The 26,351-nt window shown below is 76.4% G+C and carries 27 protein-coding genes, 1 tRNA gene and 1 pseudogene; 11 read left to right on the forward strand and 18 right to left on the reverse strand.

Going from position 1 to position 26,351, the window contains the following annotated elements; all coding sequences use genetic code 11:
* Nucleotides 1-176: 176 nt before the first annotated feature.
* Nucleotides 177-1,154 carry an LLM class F420-dependent oxidoreductase gene (locus tag ACI789_RS21615; RefSeq protein WP_457011483.1) on the forward strand — a complete coding sequence of 326 codons (978 nt, stop codon included), beginning with the start codon at nucleotides 177-179 and terminating at the stop codon, nucleotides 1,152-1,154.
* A 68-nt stretch (nucleotides 1,155-1,222) separates the two neighbouring features.
* On the forward strand, nucleotides 1,223-2,092 hold the full coding sequence (locus tag ACI789_RS21620; RefSeq protein WP_457011484.1) for a tetratricopeptide repeat protein: 870 nt from the start codon (nucleotides 1,223-1,225) through the stop codon (nucleotides 2,090-2,092).
* Between the two features lie 83 nt (nucleotides 2,093-2,175).
* Here ACI789_RS21620 and ACI789_RS21625 read toward each other — a convergent pair whose 3' ends face one another.
* The gene (locus ACI789_RS21625; RefSeq protein WP_457011485.1) at nucleotides 2,176-3,105 is read right to left on the reverse strand and encodes an SMP-30/gluconolactonase/LRE family protein; all 930 of its coding nucleotides are present in this window, start codon (nucleotides 3,103-3,105) and stop codon (nucleotides 2,176-2,178) included.
* A 55-nt stretch (nucleotides 3,106-3,160) separates the two neighbouring features.
* Here ACI789_RS21625 and ppc point away from each other — a divergent pair, with 55 nt between their 5' ends.
* A complete protein-coding gene (gene ppc, locus ACI789_RS21630) occupies nucleotides 3,161-5,974 on the forward strand; it encodes a phosphoenolpyruvate carboxylase (protein WP_457011486.1) in 2,814 nt (937 codons plus the stop codon).
* 18 nt (nucleotides 5,975-5,992) lie between these two features.
* Here the strand turns inward: ppc and ACI789_RS21635 are convergent, their stop codons facing one another.
* A complete protein-coding gene (locus tag ACI789_RS21635) occupies nucleotides 5,993-6,490 on the reverse strand; it encodes a DUF1648 domain-containing protein (RefSeq protein WP_457011487.1) in 498 nt (165 codons plus the stop codon).
* Nucleotides 6,491-6,526: 36 nt separating this feature from the next.
* Between ACI789_RS21635 and ACI789_RS21640 the strand changes: the two genes are divergently transcribed.
* Entirely contained in the window at nucleotides 6,527-7,597 is a 1,071-nt protein-coding gene (locus tag ACI789_RS21640) for an inositol monophosphatase family protein (protein ID WP_457011489.1), read from the forward strand.
* Between the two features lie 4 nt (nucleotides 7,598-7,601).
* On the opposite strand, the gene ACI789_RS21645 is transcribed toward ACI789_RS21640, so the two are convergent.
* Nucleotides 7,602-9,011 carry an FAD-dependent oxidoreductase gene (locus tag ACI789_RS21645; protein ID WP_457011490.1) on the reverse strand — a complete coding sequence of 470 codons (1,410 nt, stop codon included), beginning with the start codon at nucleotides 9,009-9,011 and terminating at the stop codon, nucleotides 7,602-7,604.
* A 74-nt stretch (nucleotides 9,012-9,085) separates the two neighbouring features.
* Here ACI789_RS21645 and ACI789_RS21650 point away from each other — a divergent pair, with 74 nt between their 5' ends.
* A complete protein-coding gene (locus ACI789_RS21650) occupies nucleotides 9,086-9,397 on the forward strand; it encodes a putative quinol monooxygenase (RefSeq protein ID WP_456917125.1) in 312 nt (103 codons plus the stop codon).
* A gap of 8 nt (nucleotides 9,398-9,405) precedes the next feature.
* Here ACI789_RS21650 and ACI789_RS21655 read toward each other — a convergent pair whose 3' ends face one another.
* Nucleotides 9,406-10,227, reverse strand: a complete 822-nt coding sequence (locus ACI789_RS21655; protein ID WP_457011491.1) for a hypothetical protein — start codon at nucleotides 10,225-10,227, stop codon at nucleotides 9,406-9,408.
* Nucleotides 10,228-10,289: 62 nt separating this feature from the next.
* Nucleotides 10,290-11,099 carry an Fpg/Nei family DNA glycosylase gene (locus tag ACI789_RS21660; protein WP_457011492.1) on the reverse strand — a complete coding sequence of 270 codons (810 nt, stop codon included), beginning with the start codon at nucleotides 11,097-11,099 and terminating at the stop codon, nucleotides 10,290-10,292.
* 64 nt (nucleotides 11,100-11,163) lie between these two features.
* Between ACI789_RS21660 and ACI789_RS21665 the strand changes: the two genes are divergently transcribed.
* On the forward strand, nucleotides 11,164-12,003 hold the full coding sequence (locus ACI789_RS21665; protein WP_457011494.1) for an SCO6745 family protein: 840 nt from the start codon (nucleotides 11,164-11,166) through the stop codon (nucleotides 12,001-12,003).
* A 3-nt stretch (nucleotides 12,004-12,006) separates the two neighbouring features.
* Here ACI789_RS21665 and ACI789_RS21670 read toward each other — a convergent pair whose 3' ends face one another.
* Entirely contained in the window at nucleotides 12,007-13,374 is a 1,368-nt protein-coding gene (locus ACI789_RS21670; protein WP_457011496.1) for a cryptochrome/photolyase family protein, read from the reverse strand.
* A 37-nt stretch (nucleotides 13,375-13,411) separates the two neighbouring features.
* Nucleotides 13,412-13,738, reverse strand: a pseudogene (locus ACI789_RS21675) (GNAT family N-acetyltransferase); the annotation flags it as partial.
* A gap of 201 nt (nucleotides 13,739-13,939) precedes the next feature.
* Between ACI789_RS21675 and ACI789_RS21680 the strand changes: the two are divergent.
* Nucleotides 13,940-14,012 (forward strand) — tRNA-Arg (locus tag ACI789_RS21680).
* Nucleotides 14,013-14,027: 15 nt separating this feature from the next.
* Here ACI789_RS21680 and ACI789_RS21685 read toward each other — a convergent pair.
* The 8 genes from ACI789_RS21685 to ACI789_RS21720 form a co-directional block, all read right to left on the reverse strand.
* Nucleotides 14,028-15,026, reverse strand: coding sequence for an anti-sigma factor RsbA family regulatory protein (locus ACI789_RS21685; protein ID WP_457011497.1), 999 nt, complete (start codon nucleotides 15,024-15,026; stop codon nucleotides 14,028-14,030).
* Nucleotides 15,027-15,196: 170 nt separating this feature from the next.
* Nucleotides 15,197-16,036, reverse strand: coding sequence for an ABC transporter permease (locus ACI789_RS21690; protein WP_457011499.1), 840 nt, complete (start codon nucleotides 16,034-16,036; stop codon nucleotides 15,197-15,199).
* Nucleotides 16,033-16,998 (reverse strand): ABC transporter ATP-binding protein, encoded by a 966-nt coding sequence (locus tag ACI789_RS21695; protein ID WP_457011501.1) that lies wholly within the window; start codon nucleotides 16,996-16,998, stop codon nucleotides 16,033-16,035. The genes ACI789_RS21690 and ACI789_RS21695 overlap by 4 nt, the downstream gene beginning before the upstream one ends.
* A 2-nt stretch (nucleotides 16,999-17,000) precedes the next feature.
* Nucleotides 17,001-18,077: a hypothetical protein gene (locus ACI789_RS21700; RefSeq protein ID WP_457011503.1), complete on the reverse strand. Its 1,077-nt coding sequence runs from the start codon at nucleotides 18,075-18,077 to the stop codon at nucleotides 17,001-17,003.
* The gene (locus ACI789_RS21705) at nucleotides 18,061-18,639 is read right to left on the reverse strand and encodes a sigma-70 family RNA polymerase sigma factor (RefSeq protein ID WP_457011504.1); all 579 of its coding nucleotides are present in this window, start codon (nucleotides 18,637-18,639) and stop codon (nucleotides 18,061-18,063) included. The genes ACI789_RS21700 and ACI789_RS21705 overlap by 17 nt, the downstream gene beginning before the upstream one ends.
* A 64-nt stretch (nucleotides 18,640-18,703) precedes the next feature.
* The gene (locus ACI789_RS21710) at nucleotides 18,704-19,582 is read right to left on the reverse strand and encodes an MOSC domain-containing protein (RefSeq protein ID WP_457011505.1); all 879 of its coding nucleotides are present in this window, start codon (nucleotides 19,580-19,582) and stop codon (nucleotides 18,704-18,706) included.
* Nucleotides 19,579-20,088: a hypothetical protein gene (locus ACI789_RS21715; RefSeq protein ID WP_457011506.1), complete on the reverse strand. Its 510-nt coding sequence runs from the start codon at nucleotides 20,086-20,088 to the stop codon at nucleotides 19,579-19,581. The genes ACI789_RS21710 and ACI789_RS21715 overlap by 4 nt, the downstream gene beginning before the upstream one ends.
* 66 nt (nucleotides 20,089-20,154) lie before the next feature.
* Nucleotides 20,155-20,427, reverse strand: a complete 273-nt coding sequence (locus ACI789_RS21720) for an SHOCT domain-containing protein (RefSeq protein WP_457011507.1) — start codon at nucleotides 20,425-20,427, stop codon at nucleotides 20,155-20,157.
* Between the two features lie 172 nt (nucleotides 20,428-20,599).
* Between ACI789_RS21720 and ACI789_RS21725 the strand changes: the two genes are divergently transcribed.
* Nucleotides 20,600-20,989, forward strand: coding sequence for a hypothetical protein (locus ACI789_RS21725; protein ID WP_457011508.1), 390 nt, complete (start codon nucleotides 20,600-20,602; stop codon nucleotides 20,987-20,989).
* Here the strand turns inward: ACI789_RS21725 and ACI789_RS21730 are convergent.
* From ACI789_RS21730 to ACI789_RS21740, 3 genes are all read right to left on the reverse strand, one after another.
* Nucleotides 20,986-21,804, reverse strand: coding sequence for an alpha/beta fold hydrolase (locus tag ACI789_RS21730; protein ID WP_457011510.1), 819 nt, complete (start codon nucleotides 21,802-21,804; stop codon nucleotides 20,986-20,988). The two genes, ACI789_RS21725 and ACI789_RS21730, sit on opposite strands and share 4 nt — an antisense overlap.
* Before the next feature lie 92 nt (nucleotides 21,805-21,896).
* On the reverse strand, nucleotides 21,897-23,213 hold the full coding sequence (gene codB, locus ACI789_RS21735) for a cytosine permease (RefSeq protein WP_457011511.1): 1,317 nt from the start codon (nucleotides 23,211-23,213) through the stop codon (nucleotides 21,897-21,899).
* Nucleotides 23,210-23,707, reverse strand: a complete 498-nt coding sequence (locus ACI789_RS21740; protein ID WP_456917141.1) for a nucleoside deaminase — start codon at nucleotides 23,705-23,707, stop codon at nucleotides 23,210-23,212. The genes codB and ACI789_RS21740 overlap by 4 nt, the downstream gene beginning before the upstream one ends.
* A 219-nt stretch (nucleotides 23,708-23,926) precedes the next feature.
* Here ACI789_RS21740 and ACI789_RS21745 point away from each other — a divergent pair, with 219 nt between their 5' ends.
* The 3 genes from ACI789_RS21745 to ACI789_RS21755 all read left to right on the forward strand — a co-directional run bounded on the left by ACI789_RS21745 (nucleotide 23,927) and on the right by ACI789_RS21755 (nucleotide 26,319).
* Nucleotides 23,927-24,373, forward strand: coding sequence for an SRPBCC family protein (locus tag ACI789_RS21745; RefSeq protein ID WP_457011513.1), 447 nt, complete (start codon nucleotides 23,927-23,929; stop codon nucleotides 24,371-24,373).
* Between the two features lie 40 nt (nucleotides 24,374-24,413).
* A complete protein-coding gene (locus ACI789_RS21750) occupies nucleotides 24,414-25,280 on the forward strand; it encodes an NAD-dependent protein deacetylase (protein WP_457011515.1) in 867 nt (288 codons plus the stop codon).
* 118 nt (nucleotides 25,281-25,398) lie between these two features.
* Nucleotides 25,399-26,319: an MSMEG_6728 family protein gene (locus tag ACI789_RS21755; protein ID WP_457011516.1), complete on the forward strand. Its 921-nt coding sequence runs from the start codon at nucleotides 25,399-25,401 to the stop codon at nucleotides 26,317-26,319.
* The last annotated feature ends 32 nt before the right edge of the window (nucleotides 26,320-26,351 follow it).

Here is a 26,351-nt window from a genome sequence, read left to right on the forward strand (position 1 = left end):
TAGGATCCGGGGGGGGATGGGGGCTTTGTGTTTGGAAGGCAGGGCGGTGTTTGGGGTGAGTCCGCCAGCACCGCCAAGGTCCCGGCCGTCCCGTGGTGCGAGATCACGTGATCTCGCACTGGGGGGCGGGGCGCCTGAACCGGTTGGGCGCAACCGAGCACGGGTAGCCCGGCGGCATGGCGATGCAGCTGGGCTACACGATGATGACCGAGCAGGCCGGACCGAAGGACCTGGTCGGTCACGTGGTGGGCGCCGAGGAGGCGGGTTTCGACTTCTCGGTCTGCAGCGACCACTACTTCCCGTGGCTCGACGAGATGGGCCACGCGCCGCACGCCTGGACGGTGCTCGGCGCGGCCGCCCAGGCGACCAGCCGCATCCCGCTGACGACCTACGTCACCTGCCCGACCTTCCGGTACCACCCCGCCGTCGTCGCGCAGAAGGCGGCGACCCTCCAGCTGCTCTCCGACGGGCGGTTCACCCTCGGCCTCGGCGCGGGGGAGAACCTCAACGAGCACGTCGTCGGCACGGGCTGGCCGCCGGCCGACGTCCGGCAGGAGATGCTGGTCGAGGCCGTGCACGTCATCCGCGACCTGTTCGACGGCGGGTACTGCAACTTCCGGGGCGAGCACTTCGAGGTCGAGTCGGCCAAGCTCTGGGACCTGCCCGAGAAGCGGGTGCCCATCGGCATCGCCGTCTCCGGGCCGCAGTCCTGCCGGATCGCCGGCGAGCTGGCCGACGCGATGATCGCCGTCGAGCCGAACGCCGAGCTCGGCGAGCAGTTCGACGCGGCCGGCGGGGCCGGCAAGCCGCGGATCGGGCAGATGCCGATCTGCTACGACACCGACCGGGCCGCCGCGGTCACCCGAGCGCACACGCTGTTCCGCTGGTTCGGCCTGGGCTGGAAGGTCAACGCCGAGCTGCCCGGGACCCAGGCCTTCGACTCGGCCAGCCAGTTCGTCCGCGAGGAGGACGTCGCCGGGAGCATCCCCTGCGGGGACGACGTCGACGCGGTGATCACCGCCGCCGAGGAGTACGCCGACGCGGGCTTCACCCACCTCGCCCTGGTGCAGATCGGCGGGGACCAGCAGGCCCCGTTCCTCGAGTGGAGCCGGCGGACGCTGATGCCGGCCTGGCGGGAGGCGTTCGGCGGGTGAGCCGGCGCACCGCCTCCGAGGGGTGAGACGCCACCGTCGGGGGACGACGCCGCGGTCCCGGTGACCCGATGATCACCGCCATGGGGAGGGACCTCGACGGGCGCCTCCGGCGGCTGCGCGCCTGCCGGGACGCCGACGTGATCATCGAGCTGGGTTGCGACCTGGCCGAGGCCGGGCGCGACCGGGACGCCGAACACTGCTTCCGCCGGGCGGCCGAGCTCGGCGCCTCGCTGGGCTGGTTCAACCTGGGCAACACCCTGGCCGCCCGGGGCCGGGTCGAGGAGGCCGTCGACGCCTACGAGCGCGCGCTGGCCGGCGGTGAGCGCGACGCCTGGGTGAACCTCGGGCTGGTGCTCGAGGAGCTCGGAGACCTCGCCGGCGCGATGGAGGCCTACCGGGGCGCCGGTGCGGCCGGGGATCCCCAGGGAGCGCTGCAGCTGGCCTTCCTCCTCCACGAGCAGGGCGAGCGGGAGCAGGCGCTGACCGTCGCCGGCGAGGTGGCCGGGACCGGGGACCCGATGGCCGCCGCGGTGGTCGCCGGCTGGCGGTGGCGGGAGACCCAGGACCCGGCCCTGGAGGCGGACCTGCGGGCCGGGCAGGGGCACTTCCCCGGCACCCGCGTGGCGCTGGCCGCCCTGCTGCGGGAGACCGGCCGGCCCGCGGAGGCGCGATTCGTCCTGGAGCGGGGGGCGAAGCTCGGGGAGGCGCAGGCCTGGCTGCCGCTGGGCAACCTCTACGCCGACGAGCTGCACGACGAGGAGGCGGCCGAGGAGGCCTACCGGGCGGGCATCGCGGCCGGGGACACCTACTGCCACCACAACCTGGCGGTGCTGCTGGCCCAGCGCGGCGACCTCGACGGCGCGGTGGAGCACCTGCGGCTCGGGGCCGCCGACGGCGACGACCTGGCCGCCCAGGCCCTGCGCGACCTCGACGGCTGAAGCGAAAGGACCTCCCTGCCCCCGCCACTCGCAGGCTCGCGGCGGGACCCTGCAGGGAGGCCGCCGTTCCTGCGGGCCGCGCGTCAGGTCGCTTGGCGGAGGTTGCCGAGCGGGCCGCGGTACGGGGACGCCGGCGGGCCGGTCACCCCGGGGCGGGCCGTGAACAGCCGCCCCGCGTCGGGCTGGGCCGCCCGCGCGGCGTCGTCCATCCCCTCGGTGGACGTGCTGATGACCAGCAGGTCCCGCCCCGGCCCTGCGAACGCGCAGCTCGACGTCTGGGCCGCCGGCACGTCGACGACCGCGAGCAGGTCGCCCGTCGGGGACCACCGGCGCACCTGTCCGGCGCCCCACAGCGCCGTCCAGAGGCACCCCTCGTCGTCGACGGTCAGCCCGTCGGCCACGCCGTCGTCCCCGGAGAGGTCGAGCAGCACCCGCCCGTGGCGGAACGACCCGTCGGCCGGGTCGTAGTCGAAGGCGTGCACGAGGCCGGGCCCGGAGTCGGCGAGGTACACGACCGAGTCGTCGGGCGACCAGCCGATGCCGTTGGAGACGGTGAGCCCGTCGAGCACCGTGGTGACGGTGCCGTCGCGGTCGAGGCGGTACAGGGTGCCGGCGCCGGGCCGCTGGTCGAAGGCCATCGTCCCGGCGAAGAACCGTCCGGCCCGGTCGCACTTCGCGTCGTTCATCCGGGTGCCGCCGTCCTCGGGGGTGCCGCCCTCGCCGGCGAGCGCGATCAGCGGGCGGGCGGTGCCGTCCTCGGCCAGGTGGGTGAACCCGCCGTCCGCGGCGAGCAGCCAGCCGCCGTCGGCCGCCGGGACGACGGCGCCCACGGTGCTCCCGCCCCGGGCGACGGCGGTCTCGGTGAGCGCGCCGTCGGCCGAGACCGCGGCGCGGCGGACCGCCCCGGCGGTGATGTCCACCCACAGCAGCTCGCCGCGGACGGCGTCCCAGGTGGGGCCCTCCCCGTGCTCGGCGGCGGGCGGGGCGGCGGGGGAGGCGGTGAGGCGCTGCACGAGGGAGAGGTCCCCAGGACACGCACCCGTCACACGGGCGGTCGATACTGCACCGGTGTCGGAAGCCACCGTCGACGTCGCCGACCTGCGCCACCACGGGGGAGAGTCGGGGGACGACGCCGACGCCCCGCTGCGTGAGGACATCCGGTTGCTGGGCCGGGTCCTCGGCGAGGTGATCGGCGAGCAGTCCGGGGACGACGTCCTGGAGCTGGTCGAGGCCACCCGCGTGGAGGCCTTCCGGGTGCGCCGCTCGGAGGTCGACCGCGCCGAGCTCGCCGACCGGCTGGGCGACCTCGACATCCGCTCGGCCAACCACGTGATCCGCGCGTTCAGCCACTTCTCCCTGCTGGCCAACCTCGCCGAGGACCTCCACCACGAGCGGCGCCGGCGCTTCCACCGCCGGGAGGGCTCCCCGCCGCAGAAGGGCAGCCTGGCCGCGACCTTCGACCTGCTCGACGCCGCCGGGCTCGACCCCGACGTCGTGGCCCGGGAGCTCGCCGGCGCGCTGGTCTGCCCGGTGGTCACCGCGCACCCGACCGAGGTGCGGCGCCGCACGGTCTTCCGCGTGCAGCGGCAGGTCACCGAGCTGATCCGCCGCCGCGACCGCTCCACGCCGGGGGAGGCCGAGGACCCGGAGTGGTCGGCCGAGCTGGAGCGGGCGGTGCTGACCCTGTGGCAGACGGCGTTGCTGCGGCTGTCCCGGCTGCGGCTGGCCGACGAGATCGACGAGGCGCTGCGCTACTACGAGCTGTCGCTGTTCGAGGTGGTCCCGGCGATCAACGCCGAGCTGCGCCGGGCGCTGCGCGAGCGCTGGCCCGGGGCCGACCTGCTGCCCCGGCCGATGCTGCTGCCCGGCTCCTGGATCGGCGGGGACCGCGACGGCAACCCGTTCGTCACCGCCGACGCCGTGCGCCGGGCCAGCACCCGGCAGGCCGAGACGGCGCTGGGCCACCACCTCGCCGAGCTGCTCGTGCTGCACGACGAGCTGTCGATGTCCGACCGGCTGGTCACGCCGACCCCGGAGCTGTACCGCCTCGCCGATGCCTCCCGCGACGACTCGCGGTTCCGGGCCGACGAGCCCTACCGGCGCGCCACCTACGGCGTGCACGCCCGGCTGGCGGCCACCGCGCAGCGGGTGCTCGGGCAGGTCCCGGGTCCGCCGCCGCACGCCGACCTGGAGCCCTACGAGTCCCCCGACGAGCTCCTGGCCGACCTGGCGACGATCGACGCGTCGCTGCGCAGCCACGGCGCCGGCGCGCTGGCCGACGACCGCCTGGCGCGGCTGCGGGAGGGCGTGGAGGTCTTCGGCTTCCACCTGTGCGGGCTGGACATGCGGCAGAACTCCGCCGTGCACGCCGAGGTGCTCGCCGAGCTCCTGGCCTGGGCCGGCGTCTGCCCCGAATACGCGGCGCTGGACGAGGACGCGCGGGTCGCGCTGCTGGTCGGCGAGCTGCGGATGCGCCGTCCGCTGGTCCGGCCCGACGCGCAGCTGTCGGACACCGCCCGCGGTGAGCTCGACGTGCTCACCGCCGCCGCCGAGCAGGTCGCCGCGCTCGGCCCGCGGGCGATCCCGAACTACGTGATCAGCATGTGCGAGTCGGTGAGCGACGTCCTCGAGGTCGCCGTCCTGCTCAAGGAGGTCGGCCTGCTCGACCCGGGAGATGCCTCCTCTCCCACCCACCCAGGCCCCACCTGCCCGGTCGGGATCTCGCCGCTGTTCGAGACGATCGAGGACCTCCACCGCGCGGCGGAGACGATGACCGCCGTCCTCGGCCAGCCGCTCTACCGGGCGCTGCTGGCCAACCGGGGGGACGTGCAGGAGGTCATGCTCGGCTACTCCGACAGCAACAAGGACGGCGGCTACCTGGCGGCCAACTGGGCGCTGTACCGGGCCGAGCTGGCGCTGGTCGAGGTCGCCCGGCGCGAGGGCATCCGGCTGCGGCTGTTCCACGGCCGTGGCGGCACCGTCGGCCGCGGCGGCGGGCCCAGCTACGACGCGATCCGGGCCCAGCCGCCGGGAGCGGTGTCCGGGGCGCTGCGGATCACCGAGCAGGGCGAGGTCATCGCCGCCAAGTACGCCGAGCCCGACCGCGCCCGGCGCAACCTCGAGGCGATGGTGGCCGCCACCCTGGAGGCGACCCTGCTCGACGTCGAGGGCCTGGGCGACGCGGCGGAGGACGCGTACACGCTCTTCGACGACCTCGCCGAGCGCGCCCGCGCGGCCTACCGCGCGCTGGTGCACGAGACCCCCGGGTTCGTCGAGTGGTTCCGGGCGGCCACCCCGATCGGCGAGCTCGCGGAGCTCAACATCGGCAGCCGGCCGCCGTCGCGCAAGGCCGGCGACTCCATCGCCGACCTGCGGGCGATCCCGTGGGTCTTCAGCTGGTCGCAGGCGCGGATCATGCTGCCCGGCTGGTACGGCACCGGCACCGCGCTGGAGAGCTGGGTGGCCGGGGACGAGGATCGGCTGGCGCGGCTGCGGGAGCTGCACGAGCGCTGGCCGTTCTTCCGCACGATGCTGTCGAACATGGGCATGGTGCTGGCCAAGACCGACCTGGGGCTGGCCGCCCGCTACGCCGAGCTGGTGCCCGACGAGGAGCTGCGGCACCGGGTGTTCGACCAGGTCACCGCCGAGCACGAGCGCAGCTGCCGGATGCTGCTGGCGATCACCGGCGACGACCACCTGCTGGCCGACAACCCGTCGCTGGCCCGCTCGATCCGCAACCGCTTCCCCTACCTGGAGCCGCTGCACCACCTGCAGGTCGAGATGCTGCGCCGCCGCCGCGGCGGGGACGACGACGAGCTGGTCCGCCGCAACATCCAGCTGACCATCAACGGCATCGCCACGGCCCTGCGCAACAGTGGCTGAGCGGTCGGTGCGGCCGGGTCAGGAGGCGTGCGCCGGCGGGCGGTACCGGTGGGTGAACAGCCGGCCGACCCAGGTCAGGACGCCGACGACGAACACGCCGACCGGCACCACCGCCCCCGGGGCCAGCGTGTCGCTCCCGGTGAGCGCCGCGTGCCCGACGAACGCGAACACCCCCGTCAGCAGGAGGGACGTCGCCGTGCCGACGTGCAGCAGGTCGTCGACCAGCCGGCGGCGCAGCTCCGGCTCGCGCTCGGGCGTCTTCCAATACCCGGGGTGCGGCACGGTGACGTGCTCCAGCCGCACCCGCCGCACGAAGGCGGCCAGCCCGGCGAACAGCGCGGCCGTCCCCGCGGCGGTCCCCACCGCCACCCACAGGAACGCCGCCCGGCTGCCGTACCGGTCGGCGGTCAGTTCCGCGCCGAAGTGCAGCGGCACCCGCTCGGGCAGCACGACCGCGAGCACGGCGACCTCCACGAGCAGCACCAGCAGGCTGGCGCCGAACACGGCCCTCGTCATGGGCGCAGCCTGCCAGGCCCGGCCGGGAGGGGACAGGTGACGGGCGCCGGCTCCGGCGCGGTGGCGGCGGGTGGCCCGCACCTGGTCGCGGCCGGCGCGGCGCTCGGCCTGCCCCCGGCCGCGCTGGCCCCGGCGCTGACCGACCCCGGCCTGCGGCTGCTGGTCGGCGAGGGCGGGACGGCGCTGCTGCGGCGGGAGTGGGACGACGACGGCACCGCCCAGGCGGTCGTGGTGCGCCGCGCCGGCCTGCGCCCCGACGCCGCGGCCGTGCTCGCCACCGCCGCGGCCTGGGGCTGCGACACGATCCGGACGGGGGACGACGTCGCCCCCGTGCCGCCGCCCCCGCCGGAGGCGCCGCTGGCCGAGCGGTTCCTGCACCTGGCCGCGCTGGCAGCCACCCGCGTCGAGGTCGCCGTCGCGCTCGCCCGGGACGCCGGCCCCGGCCGGGTCAAGGACGACGGCAGCCCCGCGCTGGCCGCCGACGAGGCCGCGCACACCGCCGCCGCGGAGGTGCTGGCGCCGCTGGGGGTTCCCCTGCTCAGCGAGGAGCGCCGCGACCGGCCGGTCGCCGACGACGCCCCCTGGGTCGTGCTCGACCCGCTCGACGGCACCGGCAACTTCCGCGCCGGCCTGCCGCCGTGGGCGTTCTCCGCGGGGCTGGTCCAGGACGGCCGCCCGGTGGCCGGGCTGGTCGCCGACCTGTCGTCGGGGCGGCGCTGGGCCGGGGCCGCCGGCTCCGGCGCCCGCCGCGACGGCGTGTCGGTCGCGCCGCGCCCCGGCGGGACGCTGGTCGCCCCCACCGCGCCGGCGGGAGAGGCCGTCGCGGTGCCGCCGGACCTGCGCCGGGTGCGGGTCACCGGCTGCACCGCCGTCGACCTGTGCCTGGTCGCCGACGGGTCCGCGGCCGCCTGGCACGACGTCGACCGCAGCGGCACCCACGTCCACGACGTCGCCGGCGGGCTGGCCGTGCTCGCCGCGGCCGGCGGGGTGGCGCTGGACCCCGACGGCGCGCCGCTGCTCCTGCCGCCGGACACCGGGACGCTCATCCGGCTGGTCGCCGCCGGCAGCGAGGAGACGGCGCGGGCGCTGCTGGGCGCCGTGCGCTGAGGCGTCAGCGGGCCCGGGCGGCCGCTTCCCGGACCGCCGCCATCAGCGACTCCCACTCGTGCAGCGTGGTGCGGGCCCGCCCGCGGGTGGCGCCCAGGGCGACCTCGGCGGCGTCGATGGCCCGCCAGTCCTCGAGCAGCACCGGGTCGGCGCCGCGCGTCCGCAGCTCCGACACCAGGTCGTCGACCCCGCCGCCGCCCGGGCGCAGGACGCCGGCGGCGACGTCCTCCAGCAGCGCGGCGACGGTCTCCCGGGCGTCGTGCTTGTTGGTGCCGACGACCCCGGTCGGGCCGCGCTTGATCCAGCCGGCCACGTACTCGCCGCGCGCGGGCCGGCCGTCGCGCAGCACCCGGCCGGCCTCGTTCGGCACGATGCCACGGCGCTCGTCGAGCGGCAGCTGCGGCAGCCCGCAGCCGCGGTAGCCGACCGAGCGGACCACCAGGTCGGCCGGCAGCACGGTCGTCTCGCCGGTGCCGGAGACCCGCCCGTCGGCGTCGACGACGGTGCGCTCGACCTCGACGCCGGTCACGCGGTCCTCGCCGAGCAGCCGCACCGGCCGGGAGTAGAAGCGCAGCCGGATCGGCGTCCGGCCGGGCTCGAGCGTGTGCTGCGCCCACTCGCGCAGGACGTCGAGGTTGCGGTGCACCACCCGGTCGGCGTCGGCCCGCTCCTGCGCGGCCGGGTCCAGCTCCAGGTCGGCGCGGTCGACGAGCACCGTGGCCTGCGCCAGCTCGTCGAGCTCGCGCAGCTCCTGGGTGGTGAAGGTGGCCTGCGCCGGGCCGCGGCGGCCGAGGATGGTGACCTCCTGCACCGGCGCCGTGGCCAGCGCGTCGAGCACGTGCTGGGGCATGTCGGTCGGCTCGAGCTCGGCCGGGGTGCGGGCCAGCACGCGGGCGACGTCGAGCGCCACGTTGCCGACCCCGATGACCACGGCCGACCGCGCCCCGGCCAGGGCGGCCTCGACCCTCGCCCGGTCGGCGTCGGGGTGCCCGGTGTACCAGGCGACGAGGTCGGTGGCGGCCAGGCTGCCCGGCAGCTCCTCGCCGGGGATGGCCAGCTGCCGGTCCAGCGCCGCGCCGTAGGTGTAGATCACCGCGTCCGCCGCGCCGAGGAGGTCGGCGCAGGAGACGTCCCGGCCGATCTCCACGTTGCCGACGAACCGCACCGAGGGGTGGTCCAGCGCGCGGTGCAGCGTGTCGCGGATGGCGCGCATCTTCGGGTGGTCGGGGGCGATGCCGTGCCGCACCAGGCCGAACGGCGTGGGCAGTCGGTCGATCAGGTCGACGGCGACCGGGACGTCCTTCTGCCGCGTCAGCGCCTCGGCGGCGTAGATGCCGGCCGGTCCCGCGCCGACGACGGCCACCCGCAGGGGCGGCACGGGAGACGGGGGACCGGGGTCTTCGTCGACCGACACGAGAGGCATCCTGACCCGGCCGGGTGGGAATGCACCAGGCATCCGCCCCCGTCCCCGATCCCTGGAGCGCACCCGTGGCCGTCGTCGTCGTCGCGACCATCACCCCTCAGCCCGAGCACCGGGACGCCGTCCGCGAGGCGGTGCTGGCCGCGATCCCGCAGGTCCACGACGAGCCGGGCTGCCGGCGCTACGCGCTGCACGAGGGGCAGGACGGCCGCCTGGTGATGGTCGAGCAGTGGGAGAGCCCCGAGGAACTGGCCGCCCACGGCAAGGCCGAGGCGCTCACCGCGCTGGGCCGGGCGCTGGAGGGCAAGCTCACCGGCGCGCCCGAGGTCCAGGTGCTCACCGCCGTCCCGGCCGGGGACGAGGCCAAGGGCGCTCTGTAGGGCGTGTCTCAGTCGCAGGCGACGTCGTGGTCGAGCCCGTGGTCGACGTACTGGGTGAGGACCACGTCGCCGCCCTCGACCAGCGGGGCCCGCCGGCAGTTCGCCCGCGCCGCCTCGGGGCTCGAGGCCCCGGCCAGCCAGCTGTCCAGGCCGTGCAGCGGGCTGCGCTCGGGGACCTCGCCGACGATGCGGCGCCACTGCGAGCCGGTCGAGTACACGCCCACCTCGGCGCCCCGGCCGGTCAGGTAGGCGGTCATCCCCTCGAGCGCCGCCCGGTTGCGCTCCCGCGCGGCGGCCGACCCGGACTGCCAGGTGTTCATCGTCTCGACGTCGAGCCACCAGCGGTGGGCGCCCGGGTCGGGGTCGACGTCGGCCTCGTCCGCGGCGCGGGCGAAGAACGCCTCGACGTCGACGTAGGCCCGCAGCCAGCCGTACTGCCACGAGCAGGCCAGGCTGTTGTCGGCCTCGCAGCTGCCGTAGGGCGTCTGGCCGCTGAACGGCCAGGTGTGCACCTCGTCGAGGACCTCGCCGGGGTTGGCGGTGTTGACGTACAGCTGCAGCCCGGGCTGGCCGGGCACCTCGCCGGTCGCCTCGGCCGCCCAGGCCAGCTGCTCGGCCAGGCACGGGTTGGGCCTGGTGGCCAGCCCGCCGTTGACCCCCACGACCGCGAAGGGGAACTCCTCGGGCAGGTCGTCCCCGCACTGGGGGTGCGAGACGTCGTAGCCGACCTCGGCGCCGTCGTCGGTCGAGGCCGCCGCCGAGGGCAGCCCCACCGCGAGACCGGCGCACGCGAGCACGGCCACCAGGAGGGCGCGCAGCGTGCTCGGCATCCTGGGAACGGTACCGGCGGCCGTGCGCCCGGTCACTCACCCGGGCGGGTCAGGAGGAGGGCTCAGGCCGCCTGGCAGACCGGGCACCAGTGCAGGTTGCGGCCGACCATCTCCTGGGTGCGCACCTCGGTGCCGCAGATCCGGCAGGGCAGGCCGGTGCGGCGGTAGACGTAGTGCGCGTCCTCCCGCTCGACCGCGCCGCGCCGGCGGCTGCGGTCCTCCGGCCGGGTGGTCACGATCCGGCCCATCCGGACCCCGGCGCGCATGAGCACGACCAGGTCCGACCACATCCGCGCCCACAGGTCGGCGTCGACGTCCCGGCCGGGCCGGAACGGCGACACCCGGTGCCGGAACAGCAGCTCGGCCCGGTAGACGTTGCCGACGCCGGCGAGCACCGACTGGTCCATGAGCAGGGCGCCGACCGCGGTGCGGCTGCCGGCGATCCGCTGGTGCGCGGCGGCCGCGCCGCGCGGCGACCGCAGCGGGTCGGGGCCCAGCCGCGCGAGGATGCCCTCGACCTCGGCGGTGGTGAGCACCTCGCAGGCGGTCGCGCCGCGCAGGTCGGTCCACACGCCGGCGCCGTCGGGACCGTCGCCGACCCAGCGCATCCGCAGCGCGCCCCTCGCCGGCGGCGGGGTGCCGGTGCCCGACGTGTAGGAGCCGTAGAGCCCGAGGTGCACGTGCAGGGTGTCGGCGCCGAAGCAGGCGAACAGGTGCTTGCCGTAGGAGGTCACCTCTTCGAGCACCCGCCCGTCGAGCAGCGCGGCGCCCTGCGCGAACCGGCCCTGCGGGCTGGTGACGTGCACCGGGCGGCCGGCGAAGGCCAGCGTCTGGTCCCGGGCCAGCCGGAACAGGGTGTGGCCCTCAGGCACGGGCGGCTCGGCAGGTCACGTCCCCAGCTTCCCCCGTGACCTGGGGCTCCGCCACGATGGCCCGGTGACGCACGTGACACCGCGGCTGGGGCGGACGGCGTGGGGTGCGCCGGAGACGGTCCACGTGGTGGCCTTCTTCGCTCCCGAGGTGCAGGCCGCCTACGACCGGTTCGGCGTCGAGGCGACCCGCGCCGGCTACTTCGCCGCCCGCGCCTCGGCCCTGGGCCCGGTGGACCCGGCGGTGGTGACGGCGCTGTTCTACGTGTTCTCGCCCGGCCTCGTCGCCGGAGCGGTGCCCGCCGTGTGGGAGGTCGCGCCACCCGCCGACTGGGCGGCGGCCCGGCGGGGCGCGGTGGCCGCTGCGCTGCACCGGGTCCTCGGCGAGCCCGACGTGGCCGAGGCCGCCCAGCTGGCCCGGGAGGCGTGCACGGGGCTCCCGGTCGCCGGGCGACCGTTGTACGCGGCCTGGACCGGCGTGGAGTGGCCGACCGACCCGCTGCTGCAGCTGTGGCACGCCGGCCTGCTCGTGCGCGAGCACCGCGGCGACGGGCACCGGACCGCGCTGATGGCCGCCGGGCTCGACCCGGTCGAGGCGCTGGTGACCGGCGGCCTGGCGTCGGACAGCACCGAGTTCGTGCGCACCACCCGCGGCTGGACCGACGAGGAGTGGGCCGCCGGGGTCGAGCGGTGCCGGGCGCGCGGGCTGGTGGACGACGGCGGGCTCACCGCGGCCGGCGCCGCGCTGCGCGCACAGGTCGAGGACGCCACCGACGTCCTTGCGCTGCCCGGCTGGGCGCACCTCGGGGCGGACGGGGCACAGCGGCTGGTCGAACTGCTCGCCCCGCTGCGGGAGCGGTTGTTCGACTCCGGCCTGCTGCCCGCCTGGATCCGCTCCCGCGGCTGACCCTCAGCGGGCGGCGCGGACCCGCTCGTAGCGGTCGAGGGCCACCCGGCGCTCCTCGGCGTGGTCGACGATCGGCAGCGGGTACCCCTCGGGGACGCCGTCCGGACTGCGCCAGGGCTCGTGCACGAACCGGGCCGGGACGTCGCGCAGCTCGGGCACCCAGCGCCGCACGTAGGCGCCGTCGGGGTCGAACTGCTGTCCCTGGCGGACGGGGTTGAAGACGCGGTGGTAGGGGGAGGCGTCGGTGCCGGTGCCGGCCACCCACTGCCAGCCGTGGTTGTTGCTGGCCAGGTCGCCGTCGACCAGGTGGGCCATGAAGTGCCGCGCGCCGCGCCACCAGTCGACGTGCAGGTCCTTGACCAGGAACGACGCCACGACCATCCGGACCCGGTTGTGCACGTACGCCTCGCCGAGCAGCTGGCGCATCCCCGCGTCGACGATCGGGTAGCCGGTGCGGCCCTGCGCCCAGGCGGCGAACCGCTCGTCGGCGTCCGGGCCGGTGTCGTAGGTCATCGCCCGCATCCGCCGGTCGAAGGCCTCGCGATGCGTCTCGGGGCGGTGCCACAGCACGTCGGCGTAGAACTCCCGCCATGCCAGTTCGTTCGCGTAGCCCGCCGCGGACTCGCCGCTCTCCTGAGCGAGGTCGGCCAGAAGCGTGCGGGGGTGCAGGCAGCCGTACTTCAGGTACGCCGACAGCCGGCTGGTGCCGTCGGTGCCCGGGGTGTTGCGGGTGTCGCGGTAGCCGGCCAGCCGCTCCTCCCGGAAGCGCCGCCACGCCGCGCGGGCGGCGGCCTCCCCGGCCGGGGGCAGCCGGACGCCGTCCGGCGCGGGGGCCGGCGGCGGGGCGTCGGACCGGACGCCGGTCTGCCAGGGCACCGAGCGCGGTCGCGGGGCGGGGGCGCGCCAGCCGTGCTGCCGCCATGCCCGCGCGAAGGGGGAGAACACCCGGAACGGCGTCCCGCCGGACTTGGTGACCCGGCCGGGCGTCACCGCGTACGGCGAGCCGGTGCGCACGAGCGGCACGTCGCCGAGCGCCCGCTCGACCGCCGCGTCGCGCTGCCGGCCGTAGGGGCCGGCGTCGGCGCTGACGTGCACGCTGCCCGCGCCGACCTCGCGCACCAGCTCGGGCACGACGCGCGCGGGGTCCCCGGAGCGCAGCACCAGTGCGCCGCCGACCGCCGCGCCGAGGTCGGCGAGGCAGTCGAGCAGGAAGCGGCGGCGCGGCACCCCCGCGGGGTCCCACAGCCGCGGGTCGACGACGAACAGCGGCAGGACGGCGCCCTCGGGGCCGGCGGCGTCGATCGCGGCCAGCAGCGCCGGGTGGTCGGCCAACCTCAGGTCACGGCGGAACCACAGCAGCGCGGTGGGCACCCGCGCCAGCCTAGGCAGGCGCGGGTGGACCCGCAGGTCAGCGGTCGGCGGTCTCCAGGCCGAAGTGCGGCCGGTCGGCCTCGGCGACCAGGTCGAGCTCCTCGGGGTGCTGCTGGATGTAGTGCCGGACGAACGAGCAGTAGGGGAGCACGTGCAGGCCGCGCTCGCGGGCCGCATCGAGGACGCCCTTCACCAGGGCCTTGCCGATGCCGCGCCCGCCGACGGAGGGGTCCACCTCGGTGTGCGGCAGCGTCATGGTGCCGTTCTCGACGTGGTAGCTCGCCAGGCCGACGACCCGGTCACCGAGCACCACCTCGAACCGCCCCCGGTCGGGGACGTCGACCACGCTCGTCTCCATGCTCGTGCTCCACCTCCGCTCGCCCCGGCGCCGTTGCCGGGTTCGACATGCGTACTGGAACGGTAACGCCTCGCAGCGCCTCTGGGTTTCCCCTCAGCGGGGGACGGGCGTGTCCCGGACGCCGGCCGTCGGGCGTCCCCGCCGGAGCGCAACGGCGGCGTGCCAGGATGGGGACGGCGTCCCCGGCCTCGTGCTCCGGGCCGTCACGGCCCCGTAGCTCAGGGGATAGAGCAACGGTTTCCTAAACCGTGTGTCGGAGGTTCGAATCCTCTCGGGGCCACCTGCAGCGCTCCGGTCAGGCCCAGCGACTGGTCAGCCGCACGCTGGTGCCGTCCGGATCGCGGCGGACGGCGACGTGGTCGCAGAGCTGGCGGGCCAGCCACAGACCCATGCCGCCGTGGGAGAGGTCGTCTCCGTGCGCAGGGCCGTACCCGGCGAACGGGTCGGCCAGGCCGTGACCGGAGTCGCGGATGGTGGCCACCAGCTGCCCGGGTGCGCTCCACAGCCGCAGACCGGCGGGCGGGCGGCCGTGCCGGACGGCGTTGGAGGTCATCTCGTCGACGGCCAGGAGGAAGTCCTCGAGGACGTCGGGCGGCCCGTCGACACCGGCCAGGTGCTCGCGGACGGCGTGCCTGAGGCCGGCGTAGTCGGTGATGTCGTCGTCGGCCAGCGCCGGGACGGTGTCCTCCAGCGGCTCGGCGGGCACCGGCAGGGCGCGCAGGTACGCAGCAGGGCCGACGAAGTCGGGGTTGGCGACGCGGCCGGCGGCGGTGACCAGCCGCGGATGGGTGTGCCGCGCGGTGGCCAGGACCGGCTCGGGGAGGTCAGCGGAGAACACGCACAGTCCCCACAGCGGGAACGGGGCGAACGCGGCGTTGATGACCGCCTCGTAGGCCTGCCACTCCCGGTGGTCGGCCGCGGTGGTGCCGAAGTCCACCTCCCCGACCACCCGGACCCGCCGTCCGGGGGCGGCGTGCTCGGTGGCGAACCGGCGGAAGGCCGTGATCGCCGTCGGTGTGCGCGACCGGTACAGGGCGTGCCGCTCGACGACGATCACCCGCGGGTCGTCGCCCACGGCCTCGCGCAGGGGACCGGTGGCGCCCGGTCCCACGGCGATCACCGCGGCGTCCCCGGCCGCCAGTCCGTCGCGCAGCCACGGGGCGGCGATCGCGGCCATCTGCTCGGCCGTGTCGTACACCAGGGCCTCGTGCCGGAACCCCGGCGACGGGCGCTCGGCACCGGGGGCAGCGCCCACCACGGCACCGGCGGGTCGGGTGCCCTCGCTGCGGTGCACGTCGTCCGCCCTCCGTGCTGTCGGCCGTCCCGGGGATGAGGGCCAACGTGGTCACGGTGCCGCTCGCCCGGCGCTGTACCCCTCATCCGGCCGCCTACGCCGTCGCCGGGCGAGATGCCCAGAAGGGGTGAGGACGGGCGCCGGTGGAGGGGCACCCTCGTCGACCGGCGTCAGACGTCGCGGCGGGTGAACACCAGCGCGGTCAGGCCCCAGACCATGGCCACCCAGAGGACCGCCCACAGCAGGTAGGCGACGGTGAGCGGGGCCTCGCTGAGGAACGGCGAGCCGGCGAAGTCCAGCCCGAGCGGGGTCGGGTCCTGGAACGCGTGCATGGCGCCCCGCCACAGCCCGTCGGTGGGCAGGATGACCCGCGACACGGTGCCGACGCGGGCCACGCCCTCGTTGCCCAACACGTCCCCGACGCTGCCGACCACGCCGGCCACCCAGGTCGCGCCGAACAGCCCGACGGCGACCACCCCCGACGCCATCGGCGAGATCACGCTCGACAGCAGCAGGGCGAGGGTGAGCAGCACGACCGTCTGCCCGGCCAGCAGCGCCAGGCCGGCCGCCGGGTCGGGCGGCCAGTAGCCGACCGCCCACCCGACGACGAGGAACTGCGCGAGCCCGGCCACCGCCACGTAGCCGGAGCCGAAGGCGACCAGCCCGAGCCACTTGCCGAACAGCACGGCCGAGCGCCGCACCGGCCGGGCCAGCTGCGCCAGCGCCATGCCGGACTCGATCTCCCCGGCGAGGGTGGGCCCGGCCAGGAACGCGGTGCCCAGCGCGGCGATCAGGCTCAGCCCGAACATCACCAGGTTGAGCAGCGTGGAGGCGAACAGCCGGGCCTGGCCGGAGGTGAGGTCCCCGAACTCGGTGTCCAGGCCGGCCAGGCGGGAGAAGCCCCACCCGCTGAGCACCAGCAGCGCGACGGTGAGGACGGCCAGCGCCCACACCACCCGCCGGCGGACCGCCTCCCGCAGGGTGAGCCCGGCGACCGTCAGCACGCTCACGAGCCGGCCTCCTCACCGCGGAGGATGCCGAGCAGCCGCTCCTCCAGGCTGATCCGCGCGGGCTCGACGGCGTGCACCGAGACGCCCAGGGCCACCAGGTCGGCGACGAGGCGGGGCACGGTGCCGCCGTCGTCGTCCGCGGGCAGGGCGACGGTGAACCGGTCCGCGCCGCCGGTGACCGGCCCGGCCGCCCGCAGCCGCGCCTCGGCGCGGCCGTCGACCCCGGTGAGGTGCAGCCGGACCTCCCGCCGGCCGAGCAGCTCGGCCAGCGTGCCGGCGGCCGCGACCCGCCCGTGATCGAGGATGACCACCCGGTCGCAGACCCGCTCCACCTCGCCGATCAGGTGCGAGTTGAGCAGCACCGCCACGCCCTGCGCCTTGAGCGAGAGCACCAGGTCGCGGACGTCGACCCGGCCGAGCGGGTCCAGCGCGCTGGTCGGCTCGTCGAGGACCACCAGCTCGGGCCGGCCGACCAGGGCGACGGCGAGGCCGAGCCGCTGCTGCATGCCCTTGGAGAACCCGCCCACCCGGTCGCCGGCCCGCCCGTCGAGGCCGACCGCGGCCAGCCGCTCGCGCCCCTCGTCCGCGGTCATCGGCACCCGGGCCAGCCGGGCGTGCAGGGAGAGCACCTCGGCGGCGGTCAGCCACTGCTGGTAGCGGAACAGCTCGGGCAGGTAGCCGACCCGCAGCCGGGACTGCGGGTCGCGTCCCGGGCGGCCGAGCAGCACCACGTCCCCGGCGTCGGGGCGGACCAGGCCGAGCAGCATCTTGATGACGCTGGTCTTGCCCGCTCCGTTGGGGCCGAGCAGGCCGACCACCTCGCCGCGCCCGACGGTGAACGAGACGCCGTCCACCGCCGTCCGGCGCCCGTACCGCTTGCGCAGCCCGGAGCACCAGACGGCGGGGGAGGCGGGCAGCTCGGCGACGAGCTGGGCCGCGGTCCGGGTGTCCTCCAGCGACACGGTCAGCGCAGGTCGTCGGCCACGGCGAGCACCTCGTCGGTGCTCACGGCCCCGGCGACCCCGGTGACGACGCCGTCCTCCACCCACACCACGCCGGCCATGCTGCCGTCGCGGGAGGCCAGCACGGTCGCCGGCTGCCCGGCCACCTCGGCCGTGCTGGTGGTGACCATGTCGGCCGGGACCGGCAGCGGCAGCGTCGTCGCGTCGCCGGAGAAGTCGCGCAGCTGGGCGGCGACGTCGGCGGGCATGCCGGGCAGGGAGAGCAGGTAGTCGCGCACCGTCTCGAAGGGGACGCCGTCGGAGTCCGCGGTGGGCGCGACCGCCCGGCCCACGGCGAGCACCGGCAGGCCGGTCGGCTGCACCCACACCGCCGCGGCGGCCGGCCCGGCCTGCAGCCGCACCCGGCTGCCGTCCAGCCCGGGCGGCACGGCCGGGAGGGCCTCCCCGGTGGCGGCCGCGGCCTGCGCGGCCTGCTCCGCCGAGAAGGTGAAGACGGCGCTGACCTGGTCCACCACCTGGTAGGTGGGGTCGCCGCTGACACCGGTGGGCAGCTCGCCCACCTCGGGCAGGGTCAGGCCGGTGCGCTCCTCGGCGGTGGCGGCGTCGGGCACCTCGGAGGGCTCGGCCGCGCCGGTGACCTCGAGGTCGCCGAACGCGGAGAGGTCGGGCAGTGCGACCAGCTCGCCCGTGGGGACGGCGACCGGCGCGACCCGCTCGGTGCGGAAGATCGGCAGCCAGTCGTTGGCCGCGGCCACGCCCGCGCCGGACAGGACGAGGGCCAGGCCGAGTGCCGCGACGGCGGGCTTGCGCACCGCACCCGCCCACCGTGCGCGGCGGGCCGGCGCGGGCGCCCGCCCGGCCGGGACGGCGGAGGCCAGCCGGGCCCACGCGGTGTCGACGTCGGCGGAGGGCCGCGCCGGCGTGCCGAGGGCGGCGCCGGCGGTGCGGGCGTCGGCCCGCACCTCCTCCAGGGCGGTCAGGCAGGCCGGGCAGGCGGCGACGTGCGCGCGGTCGGCGTCGGCGACGCCGAGCGGCTCGTCCAGCAGCCGGCGCAGCACACCCTCACTGGGATGACGCATCGTGGTCCAACTCCTTCTTGAGCGCAGCTTCGGCGCGCCGCACGGTCGTGCCGACGCTGCCGACGGACAGATCGAGGGCAGCCGCCACGTCGGCGTAGCCCAGGCCGCTGTGCCGGAGCACCAGGGCCACCGCCTGCTTGCGGGGCAGCCGGGCGAGGGCGGCCCGCACCCGGCGGTGCTCCTCGCGGGAGACCACCGCGTCGGCGACGTCGGGGACGACGGTCGGCTCCCCGCCGGCCGCCTCCTCGCGGGCGGTGCGGCGGCGACCGGAGCGCAGCACGTTGAGCGCGGTGTGGGCGGCGGCCACGCTGAGCCAGCCGCCGGCCTCCCGCGCCGGCACCGAGGAGCGGCCGAAGGAGAGGAACACCTCCTGGGCGACGTCCTCGGCCTGGTCCCGCGACCCGAGCACCCGGGCGGCCACGCCGACCACCCGCGGGTACTCCGCCCGGAAGACCTGCTCGAGGTCGTCGCGCACCCCGCCGGCCCGGTGCGCCCGCTCGGCCGTGCGCCCCCGGGCCGCGGGTGCGGTCAGGGCGCGCGCCGTCCATCGCTCGTGCTGCACCAGGTCCACATCGGTAGAGCACCGCCGGGGCCGCGGATGTGACACCCGCCGAGGATGCACCCGGTCAGCCGGCCCGGATCGGCGCTCCCACGCGGATCTCGCCGTCGCTGAGGACGTCGGCGCGCAGCCCGCCCCGGTGGATGAGCGGACGCAGGGTCCCGGGACCGCTGAGCCGCTCCAGGTGCGCGCAGGGCTCGCACAGCCGGCGCCCCTCGCACAGCACGTCGCCGATGCGGAAGCGCCGTCCGACGAGGGCGTTGACGTCGACCCCGCGGGTGAGGACGTTGCGGCGGGTGCCGGCGAAGTCCAGCGCCTGCCCGGCGGCGGCCAGCTCGTCGAGGACCTCGGCGGCCACCAGGGTCAGGTCGTACCCGGGCCGGCGTCCGGCGCGGGGGCTGAAGGTGCCGGCGCCCACGGCGTAGCGGTCGCCGTCCAGCCCGCGGCCGGCCCGGGCCCGCGCCACCTCGACCAGCTGCATCGGTGCCTCCGCCGCGGGCGCCACCGCGAGGCCCTCGACGGCGCCGGACAGGTCGCCGGCGACCGGGACGGGGCGCAGGACCGGGTCGAGGGAGGCGACGGCGTGCGCCTCGCGGATGCGCAGGTCGGCCGTGGCCCGGCCCAGCAGCGCGGGGGCCTGCGGGCTGAGCACGACCCCCGGCGGCGTGCCGAAGGCCAGCACGGCGACGGCGTCCTCGCCGGCCGGGTCCTCGGCGACGGCGATCCACCAGCCGGGCCACTGGAACCGCCCGGGGTCGGCGATCGGCACCAGGCCCGAGCCGTGCTCGGCCAGCCAGGTCCGCCACGCGCCCAGGGCGTGGGCCAGGTCGTCGTCGGGCAGCGGCAGGTCGGCCACGGGGGTCTCCGTGACCGACGCCAGGCACGCGGCGAACCCGCGGACCAGGGCACGTGTGGCGGGACCGGGCGGGAGCGCGACGTCGATCACGGGTCGATCCTCCCCGGGGGGTCCAGGCGTGGGCCGTTGCGCCGGATCGCCCGCTCGGGGCCGGTCCGCCACCGGTTGCCGACGACGGCGAGGACTCCCCACCACGCCGCGGTGACCCAGTTGACGTCGCCCCAGCGGCCCTGCGCCACGGCGAAGACGACGACGCCGGCGATCGCAGCGCCCCAGACGACGGCCAGGACGACGAGCCAGGGCCGCGGCGCCGGCCGCCGGCTCGCCGCCCCGACCTTCTGCGTGGCCAGGTCGACGACGGCGGCCCGCAGGCGGTCGTCGGACACCTCGCGGCCCCACGTGGCCGCGCGGTCGACCAGCGCGAACTCGGTCGGCCGCAGCCCGTGGCGGGCGGCCAGCTCCCGGGAGACGTGCGGTTCGAGCAGGCCCGACTGCCGCTCCCAGAACCGCCGGCGGCCCAGCCACCAGGCGAACAGCGGGCCGCCGACCAGGAACAGCAGCACGAACCCGACGGCGACCACCACGGACGTGCTCATGGCCGCCGCACCCGGCGGGGAAACCCCGGGTCGGGCCGGTGTCCCCCGACCGGCGGACGGGCCGGGTCAGCGGGTCGGCGTCCGCGTCTCGTGGAGGACGGCGAGCCGGCGGCGGTACTCCTCCTCGTCGATCTCACCGCGGGCGAACCGCTCGGCCAGCAGCTGCTCGGCCGACCGCACCGGCGGCGGGTACGAGCCCGCGGCCGGCCGCCGCACGCGGCGCGCCAGCAGCAGCGAACCGACGACCAGCAGGCCGAGGAGGAGCAGGACGACGACGGCTGTCGCGCCCCAGCCCCAGTCGCCCATGTGGTCCCAACCGTCCCAGTCGTCCCAGTCCATGGACCCCAGCTCCTCCGCCGGCCCGACCCGGCGGCCGGGCCATGGGCGGGCTCCAGGGTCGACCGTCGCGCCGCCGCCGGGACCCGCCGAAGGTCCCTCGCCCGCCGGACCTCCGGCCCGTGCCGTGCACGGTCCCTGGCCGGTCCCCGCGCGAGCGCACTACCGTCGGGACATGGTGCTCGCGGTGGCCGAGCTGCTGCTCCTGGTGCTGCTCGCCGGCCTGCTGCTGTACGCGCTCGGGGTGTGGTCCACCCGCCCGGCGCTGCGGACCGGCTCGGGCGCCACCCGGCTGCCCGCCCGGGCGCGCGCGGAGGTGGCCGCGGCCGTCGCACAGGCCCACTGGACGGCGGCCCACGACGAGGTGGACGGCCTCACCCGGGTGCTGCTGCGGCGGTCCTACACCGGGTTGGACGGGATGCCCGTCGTCCTCGAGGAGCGGCTGTTCGCGACGCTCCCGGCGGCCGACCCCGCGTGGGAGGCGCGCTTCACCGAGGCCATGTCCGGTGCGCGGTTCCGCTGCGCCTACCTCAACGCCGAGGAGCGGCCGGGGGAGCGGGACTAGGCGACGGCGCGCAGGGCCGGCGTCCGGTCGGCCGCTCGTGCCACCGTCCGCTCCACCAGGCGCGCGATCGTCGCCGGCCGGTCCGACTGCGGCGCGTGGCCGGCCATCAGCAGCGGGCTGAAGCGCGAGCCGGGGACCAGCGGCAGGTAGCGCACCGTCTGGCCGGAGGCGACCCAGTCCGCCACGCCCTGGACCAGGGTGACCGGGCAGTCGATGCGGTCCAGGCCGCGCGGGACGTCGAGCACCAGGGCCCACAGGACGGTGCGCCAGAAGTCGCGTGACTCGGCGAAGCCCTCGCGGGCGCCGACCGCCTCCTCGGGCGAGGTGCTCCACGGCCGCGCCTTGAGCGGCGCCAGCAGCGCCGCCCGGCCGACGGCCGAGCGCGACACCGAGGCGATCAGCGGCTCGGCCGCCCGCATGACGATCCGGGCCATCCCCATGCCGGCGCCCTGGTAGACCCGCTCCTGGGGGACGTTGAGCCCGGACGGCGCGATCGCCACCACCGACCGTGCCCGGCCGCGGACGGCGAGCTCCAGGGCGATCCGCGCACCGAGGGAGTTGCCGAGCACGTGCACCCGGCCCACACCGTGCGTGTCGAGCGTGTGCTCGACGGCGTCGGTCAGCGCGGCGACGGTGGGGCGCTGGTCGAGGTGCCGCGAGCGCCCGATGCCGGGCAGGTCCACGTTGAGGACGTCGAAGCGGTCGGTCAGCGCCGGGAGGACGGCGGTGAAGTCACGGCGGGAGCTGCCCATGCCGTGCAGCAGCAGGAGCGGCTCACCGGAGCCCTCGCGGGTCAGGGACAGCAGTTGGGTCACCCGGTCGGGCTACCCGGCGGGCCCGCCGGCCGTGCCGTGAGACCGGTCACGGGCGGCCCGCGGGGTGCGCGGGGCACCCCACGGGCCGAGGGTCAGCGGCCCGCGCCGACCGGTTCGGCCGGCCGGGTGCCGACGCGGGAGAGGGCCATCGACAGCGCCACGGCCACGACGATGCCGATCACCGGCGGGATGCCGACGCCGAGCTCGCCGCTGAGCCACGCCAGGAAGGCCGCGACCGCGTAGGCGAGGAGGTTGGGCCAGCGCACCGCGGGCGGGGTGGCCCCGGCGGGGATCCCGCGCCGCCGCCAGCGGGCGAGGAAGTCCCCGATGATGACGCCGCCCAGCGGCGGGATGAACGTGCCGAGCAGGCCCAGGTACTCGACCAGGTGGTTCTGCACCCCGGTGAGGGCCAGCACGGTGCCGATCACCGCACCGCCGATCACGAACGGCCCCTTGTTCGGTCGGTCGAACAGCTCCGCGCCGGCCACGCCGAACGCGTAGGCGGTGTCGGCGTTGCTCTTCCACAGGTTGCCGAACAGCAGCACCAGCCCCCAGCCGACCAGCCCCAGCTGGTAGAGGACGAGGACGAAGTCGCCCTCCCCGAAGGTGAGCGCCCCGATCGCGCCGAAGAACACCATGAGGCCGTTGCCGACGAGGAAGCCGATGACGCACGCCCAGACCGCGTGCGAGCCGCGGCGGGCGAACCGGGTCCAGTTGGGGGCCTGGGTGCCCGCGGACACGAACGTGCCGACGACGGTGGTGATCGCCACGGCCACGGCCATCGACGCCGTCGGCTGCACGCCGGTGAGCCCGCCGAGGCCGCCGACCTCCTGCACCGACCGCCAGACCACCCAGAACGCCAGGACCAGGATCAGCGGTGTCGAGACCAGCGACACCCAGTACATGCCGCGGTAGCCCCAGTAGGCGGTGGCGCACATCAGGACGCTGGTGACCACCATGACCGCGGCACGGGCGCCGTACGAGCGCCAGTCCAGCGCCTCGGCGGTCAGGTCGCCGATCGTGCCGACGACGACGCCGTACCAGCCGATCTGGGTGCCGCCGAGCAGGATCGAGGCGAGTTTCGCACCGCGCGACCCCAGCGTGTAGCGGCTCATCACCACGGTGGTCAGACCGGTCCGCGCGCCGACCCAGCCCATCACCGCCACGTAGGTGCCGAGGATCAGCGAGCCGGCGAGGATGACCAGCACCAGCTCGCCGAAGCCGAACGCCGGACCCAGCGTGGCGCCGGCCAGCATGGTCGGGGTGAAGACGGTGAAGCCGAGCAGCACCACCGCGATCGAGAAGAACGACTTCCGGGCGTGCGCCGGTACCGGCGTCACGGGGTAGTCCGGGTCGACGACGTCGGCCTCGGCCCCGGTCGCAGCGACCGACCGGTCCGGCGCCGTCACGACTCCTCCCCGATGTCCTCGAGCCACAGCTCGGGACGCTCGGCGAGCATCCGCTCCATCAGCGCGATGCAGTCCGGGTCGTCCAGGACGTCGACCTGCACGCCCTTGGACCGCAGCAGCTCCTCGGAGGCCTGGAAGCTGCGGTTCTCCCCGACGACGATCCGCGGGATGTCGTAGAGCAGGGCGGTCCCCGCGCACATGAAGCAGGGCGAGAGGGTCGTGTAGAGGACGCTGCGCCGGTACACCGCCGCCGGCAGCCGGCCGGCCCGCTCGATGCAGTCGGTCTCACCGTGCCGGATGGCGCTGCCCATCTGCACGCGGCGGTTGCGGCCGACGGCCAGCACCCGGTCGCCGTCGACCAGCGCCGCGCCGATCGGGACGCCGCCCTCCTCCCAGCCGGTGCGCGCCTGCTCGACGGCGAGGCCGAGGAAGAACCGGTCGCGGTCCGCGGGGGAGAGGTCGGGCGGGACGGTGGGCAGGTCCGCTGTGGTCACGGGTCCTCCTGGCGGGACGGGCGAGGGCGGGGACGTCGTCAGCGAACCGGGTGAGGACCGCGCAGGACAAGGGCGCGCCGGGGACCCGGCGAGGACGGCGAGCCGGCGTGGCCCGCTGCGCGCCCGGCCTGCGCGGGGTGAGGGCCGCGGTCCTCGCGGCCGTGCGCGGACCGGGTCCCCTGGCGGCGGAGCCGACGGGGACGGCGGCAGGATGGGGGCATGGGACAGGTCGTCGCCACCGCCGAGCGGGTCGTCCGGGCACCGGTCGAGCGGGTGCTGCCCGCTCTCGCCGACTACACGGAGACGCGCCGCCGCGTCCTCCCCGAGCAGTTCAGCGACTACCGCGTCGAGGCCGGCGGCCAGGGCGCGGGCACCCGCGTCGCCTGGCGGTTCGCCGCCACGTCCAAGCGGGTGCGCGACCAGCTCGTGGAGGTCAGCCAGCCGGACGCCTCGACGCTGGTCGAGACCGACACCCGGTCGTCGATGGTGACGACGTGGACGGTGCACCCGGCCGACGCCGGGCTGACCACCGTGCGCGTACGCACCACCTGGAACGGGGCCGGCGGCATCGGCGGCTTCTTCGAGCGCACGTTCGCGCCCAAGGGGCTGCGCCGGGTGTACGAGGACCTGCTGGCCCGGCTGGACCGCGAGGTCGCCGCGGGCTGAGCCGGCGGCGCGCGTCGCGTTCCGAGGGGACGATGGCCCGGTGACCGCAGTGCGCACCGCCGTCGAGCCGCCCGCCCTGGACCCGGCCGGCCTCGACTCGCTCGCCGACCTCGTGGGGGACGGCGACGTCGTCGTCCTCTCGGGGGCCGGGCTGTCCACCGACTCCGGGATCCCCGACTACCGCGGCGCCTCCGGATCGCTGCGCCGGCACACGCCGATGACCTACCAGACGTTCCTGCGCGACCCCCGCGGCCGGCACCGGTACTGGGCGCGCAGCTTCGTCGGCTGGCGGCAGATGCGGGCGGCGCGGCCCAACGCCGGGCACCGCGCGGTCGCCGACCTGCAGGACGTCGGGCTGGTCAGCGGCGTCATCACGCAGAACGTGGACGGGCTGCACCAGGCGGCCGGCGCCCGCGACGTCGTCGAGCTGCACGGCGGCCTCGACCGCACCGTCTGCCTGGCCTGCGGCGACGTCGCCGACCGGGCCGAGCTCGACCGGCGGCTGCGGGTGGTCAACCCGGACTTCGGTCCGCACGTGGACGAGGTCAACCCCGACGGCGACGCCGAGCTGTCCGACGACCTCCTCGACGGCTTCGTCATGGTCGACTGCCTGACCTGCGGCGGTGGCCCGCTCAAGCCCGACGTCGTCTTCTTCGGCGAGACCGTCCCGCGGGACCGGGTGGAGGACTGCTTCGCCCGGGTCGAGGCGGCCGGCGCGCTGCTCGTGCTCGGCTCGTCGTTGACCGTGATGAGCGGCTACCGGTTCGTGCTGCGCGCCGAGAAGCTCGGCATCCCGGTGGGCCTGGTCAACCTCGGCGCCACCCGGGGGGACGCGAAGGTCGACGTCCGCCTCGACGCGCCGCTGGGCACGGTGCTGCCCGAGCTGGTCCGCCGCCTGGCCGCGTGAGCCGCGAGAGAAAGGACCTCCCTGCCCCCCAGCGCTCGCAAGCTCCTGCCGGGCCCCTGCAGGGAGGCCGGGCTGCTGACCGGGCGCCCGGCGGCGACCTCGGCGAGGATCGGTCGCGATGCAGACCTTCCTGCCCGTCGCCGACTTCGAGGACAGCGCCCGGCTCCTGGACTCGCCCCGCCTCGGCAAGCAGCGGGTGGAGACCCTGCAGGTGCTGCGGGCCCTGGAGCTGCCCGACTACGGCTGGGTCTCGCACCCGGTCGTGCGGATGTGGCGGGGCCGCACCGCGGGGCTGGTGGCCTACGGGCTGGCGATGGTCCGGGTGTGGCGCGAGCGCGGGTTCGCCGACAGCACCCACGCGCTGATCGCCGAGTTCGCCCCGGACGTCGTCGGCATCTCCCAGGAGGAGCTGGCCGGCGCCGGGCTGCTGCCCTCCTGGCTGGGCGACGAGGCGCTGCACCTGTCCCACCGGTCCAACCTGCTGGCCAAGGAGCCGGACTTCTACCGGCCGCGGTTCACCGAGCGATTCGGGCCCGAGCCCGACGACCTGCCCTACGTCTGGCCGGAGCCGGACGACGTCGCGCCCGCGCCGCCACCGGAGGGCGTCCCCGTGTGGGTGGTGCGGCCGCGGGCGCACAACGAGCTGGGCGCGTGCCTGGCCGCCGGCGTCGTCGGGCTGGGCACCCAGTCGGGCATCGACGTCGACGCCACCGGGCTGACCGCGGCGGAGCTGCGGGCGCTGTCCAAGGAGATCTCCGGGCGGCGCCCGGCCAAGGACCTGCGCCAGCTGTCGGCCTTCCTCGACGAGGTCCGCCCCGGCGACCGCGTCGGCCTGCCGATCGAGCACGGCGCCGGGCTGCTGCTCGGCGAGGTCGTGGGGGAGTACCTCTTCGAGGGCCGGGAGCTGCTGCCGCACCGCCGTCCCGCCCGCTGGGACCGCGTGGTGCCCCGGTCGGCGGCCCGCCCGCCGGCGACGCTGCAGGACCCACGCGCCCTGTTCTCCGTCGTCCTCGACCCCGCGCACGTGCCCGGGAACTGAGCGGCGCGCGGCCCGGCGGCTGTGCCAGGGTG

The organism is Geodermatophilus sp. SYSU D00965, from assembly GCF_054050075.1.

What these genes read in the sequence shown, in the direction of transcription:
- ACI789_RS21700 (WP_457011503.1), bottom strand. Translation starts at nt 18,077, where the DNA reads ATGCGTCATCCCAGTGAGGGTGTGCTGCGCCGGCTGCTGGACGAGCCG.
- ACI789_RS21725 (WP_457011508.1), top strand. Translation starts at nt 20,600, where the DNA reads ATGGTGCTCGCGGTGGCCGAGCTGCTGCTCCTGGTGCTGCTCGCCGGC.
- ACI789_RS21745 (WP_457011513.1), top strand. Translation starts at nt 23,927, where the DNA reads ATGGGACAGGTCGTCGCCACCGCCGAGCGGGTCGTCCGGGCACCGGTC.
- ACI789_RS21720 (WP_457011507.1), bottom strand. Translation starts at nt 20,427, where the DNA reads ATGGACTGGGACGACTGGGACGGTTGGGACCACATGGGCGACTGGGGC.
- ACI789_RS21755 (WP_457011516.1), top strand. Translation starts at nt 25,399, where the DNA reads ATGCAGACCTTCCTGCCCGTCGCCGACTTCGAGGACAGCGCCCGGCTC.
- ACI789_RS21655 (WP_457011491.1), bottom strand. Translation starts at nt 10,227, where the DNA reads ATGCCGAGCACGCTGCGCGCCCTCCTGGTGGCCGTGCTCGCGTGCGCC.
- ACI789_RS21635 (WP_457011487.1), bottom strand. Translation starts at nt 6,490, where the DNA reads ATGACGAGGGCCGTGTTCGGCGCCAGCCTGCTGGTGCTGCTCGTGGAG.
- ACI789_RS21715 (WP_457011506.1), bottom strand. Translation starts at nt 20,088, where the DNA reads ATGAGCACGTCCGTGGTGGTCGCCGTCGGGTTCGTGCTGCTGTTCCTG.
- ACI789_RS21615 (WP_457011483.1), top strand. Translation starts at nt 177, where the DNA reads ATGGCGATGCAGCTGGGCTACACGATGATGACCGAGCAGGCCGGACCG.
- ACI789_RS21620 (WP_457011484.1), top strand. Translation starts at nt 1,223, where the DNA reads ATGATCACCGCCATGGGGAGGGACCTCGACGGGCGCCTCCGGCGGCTG.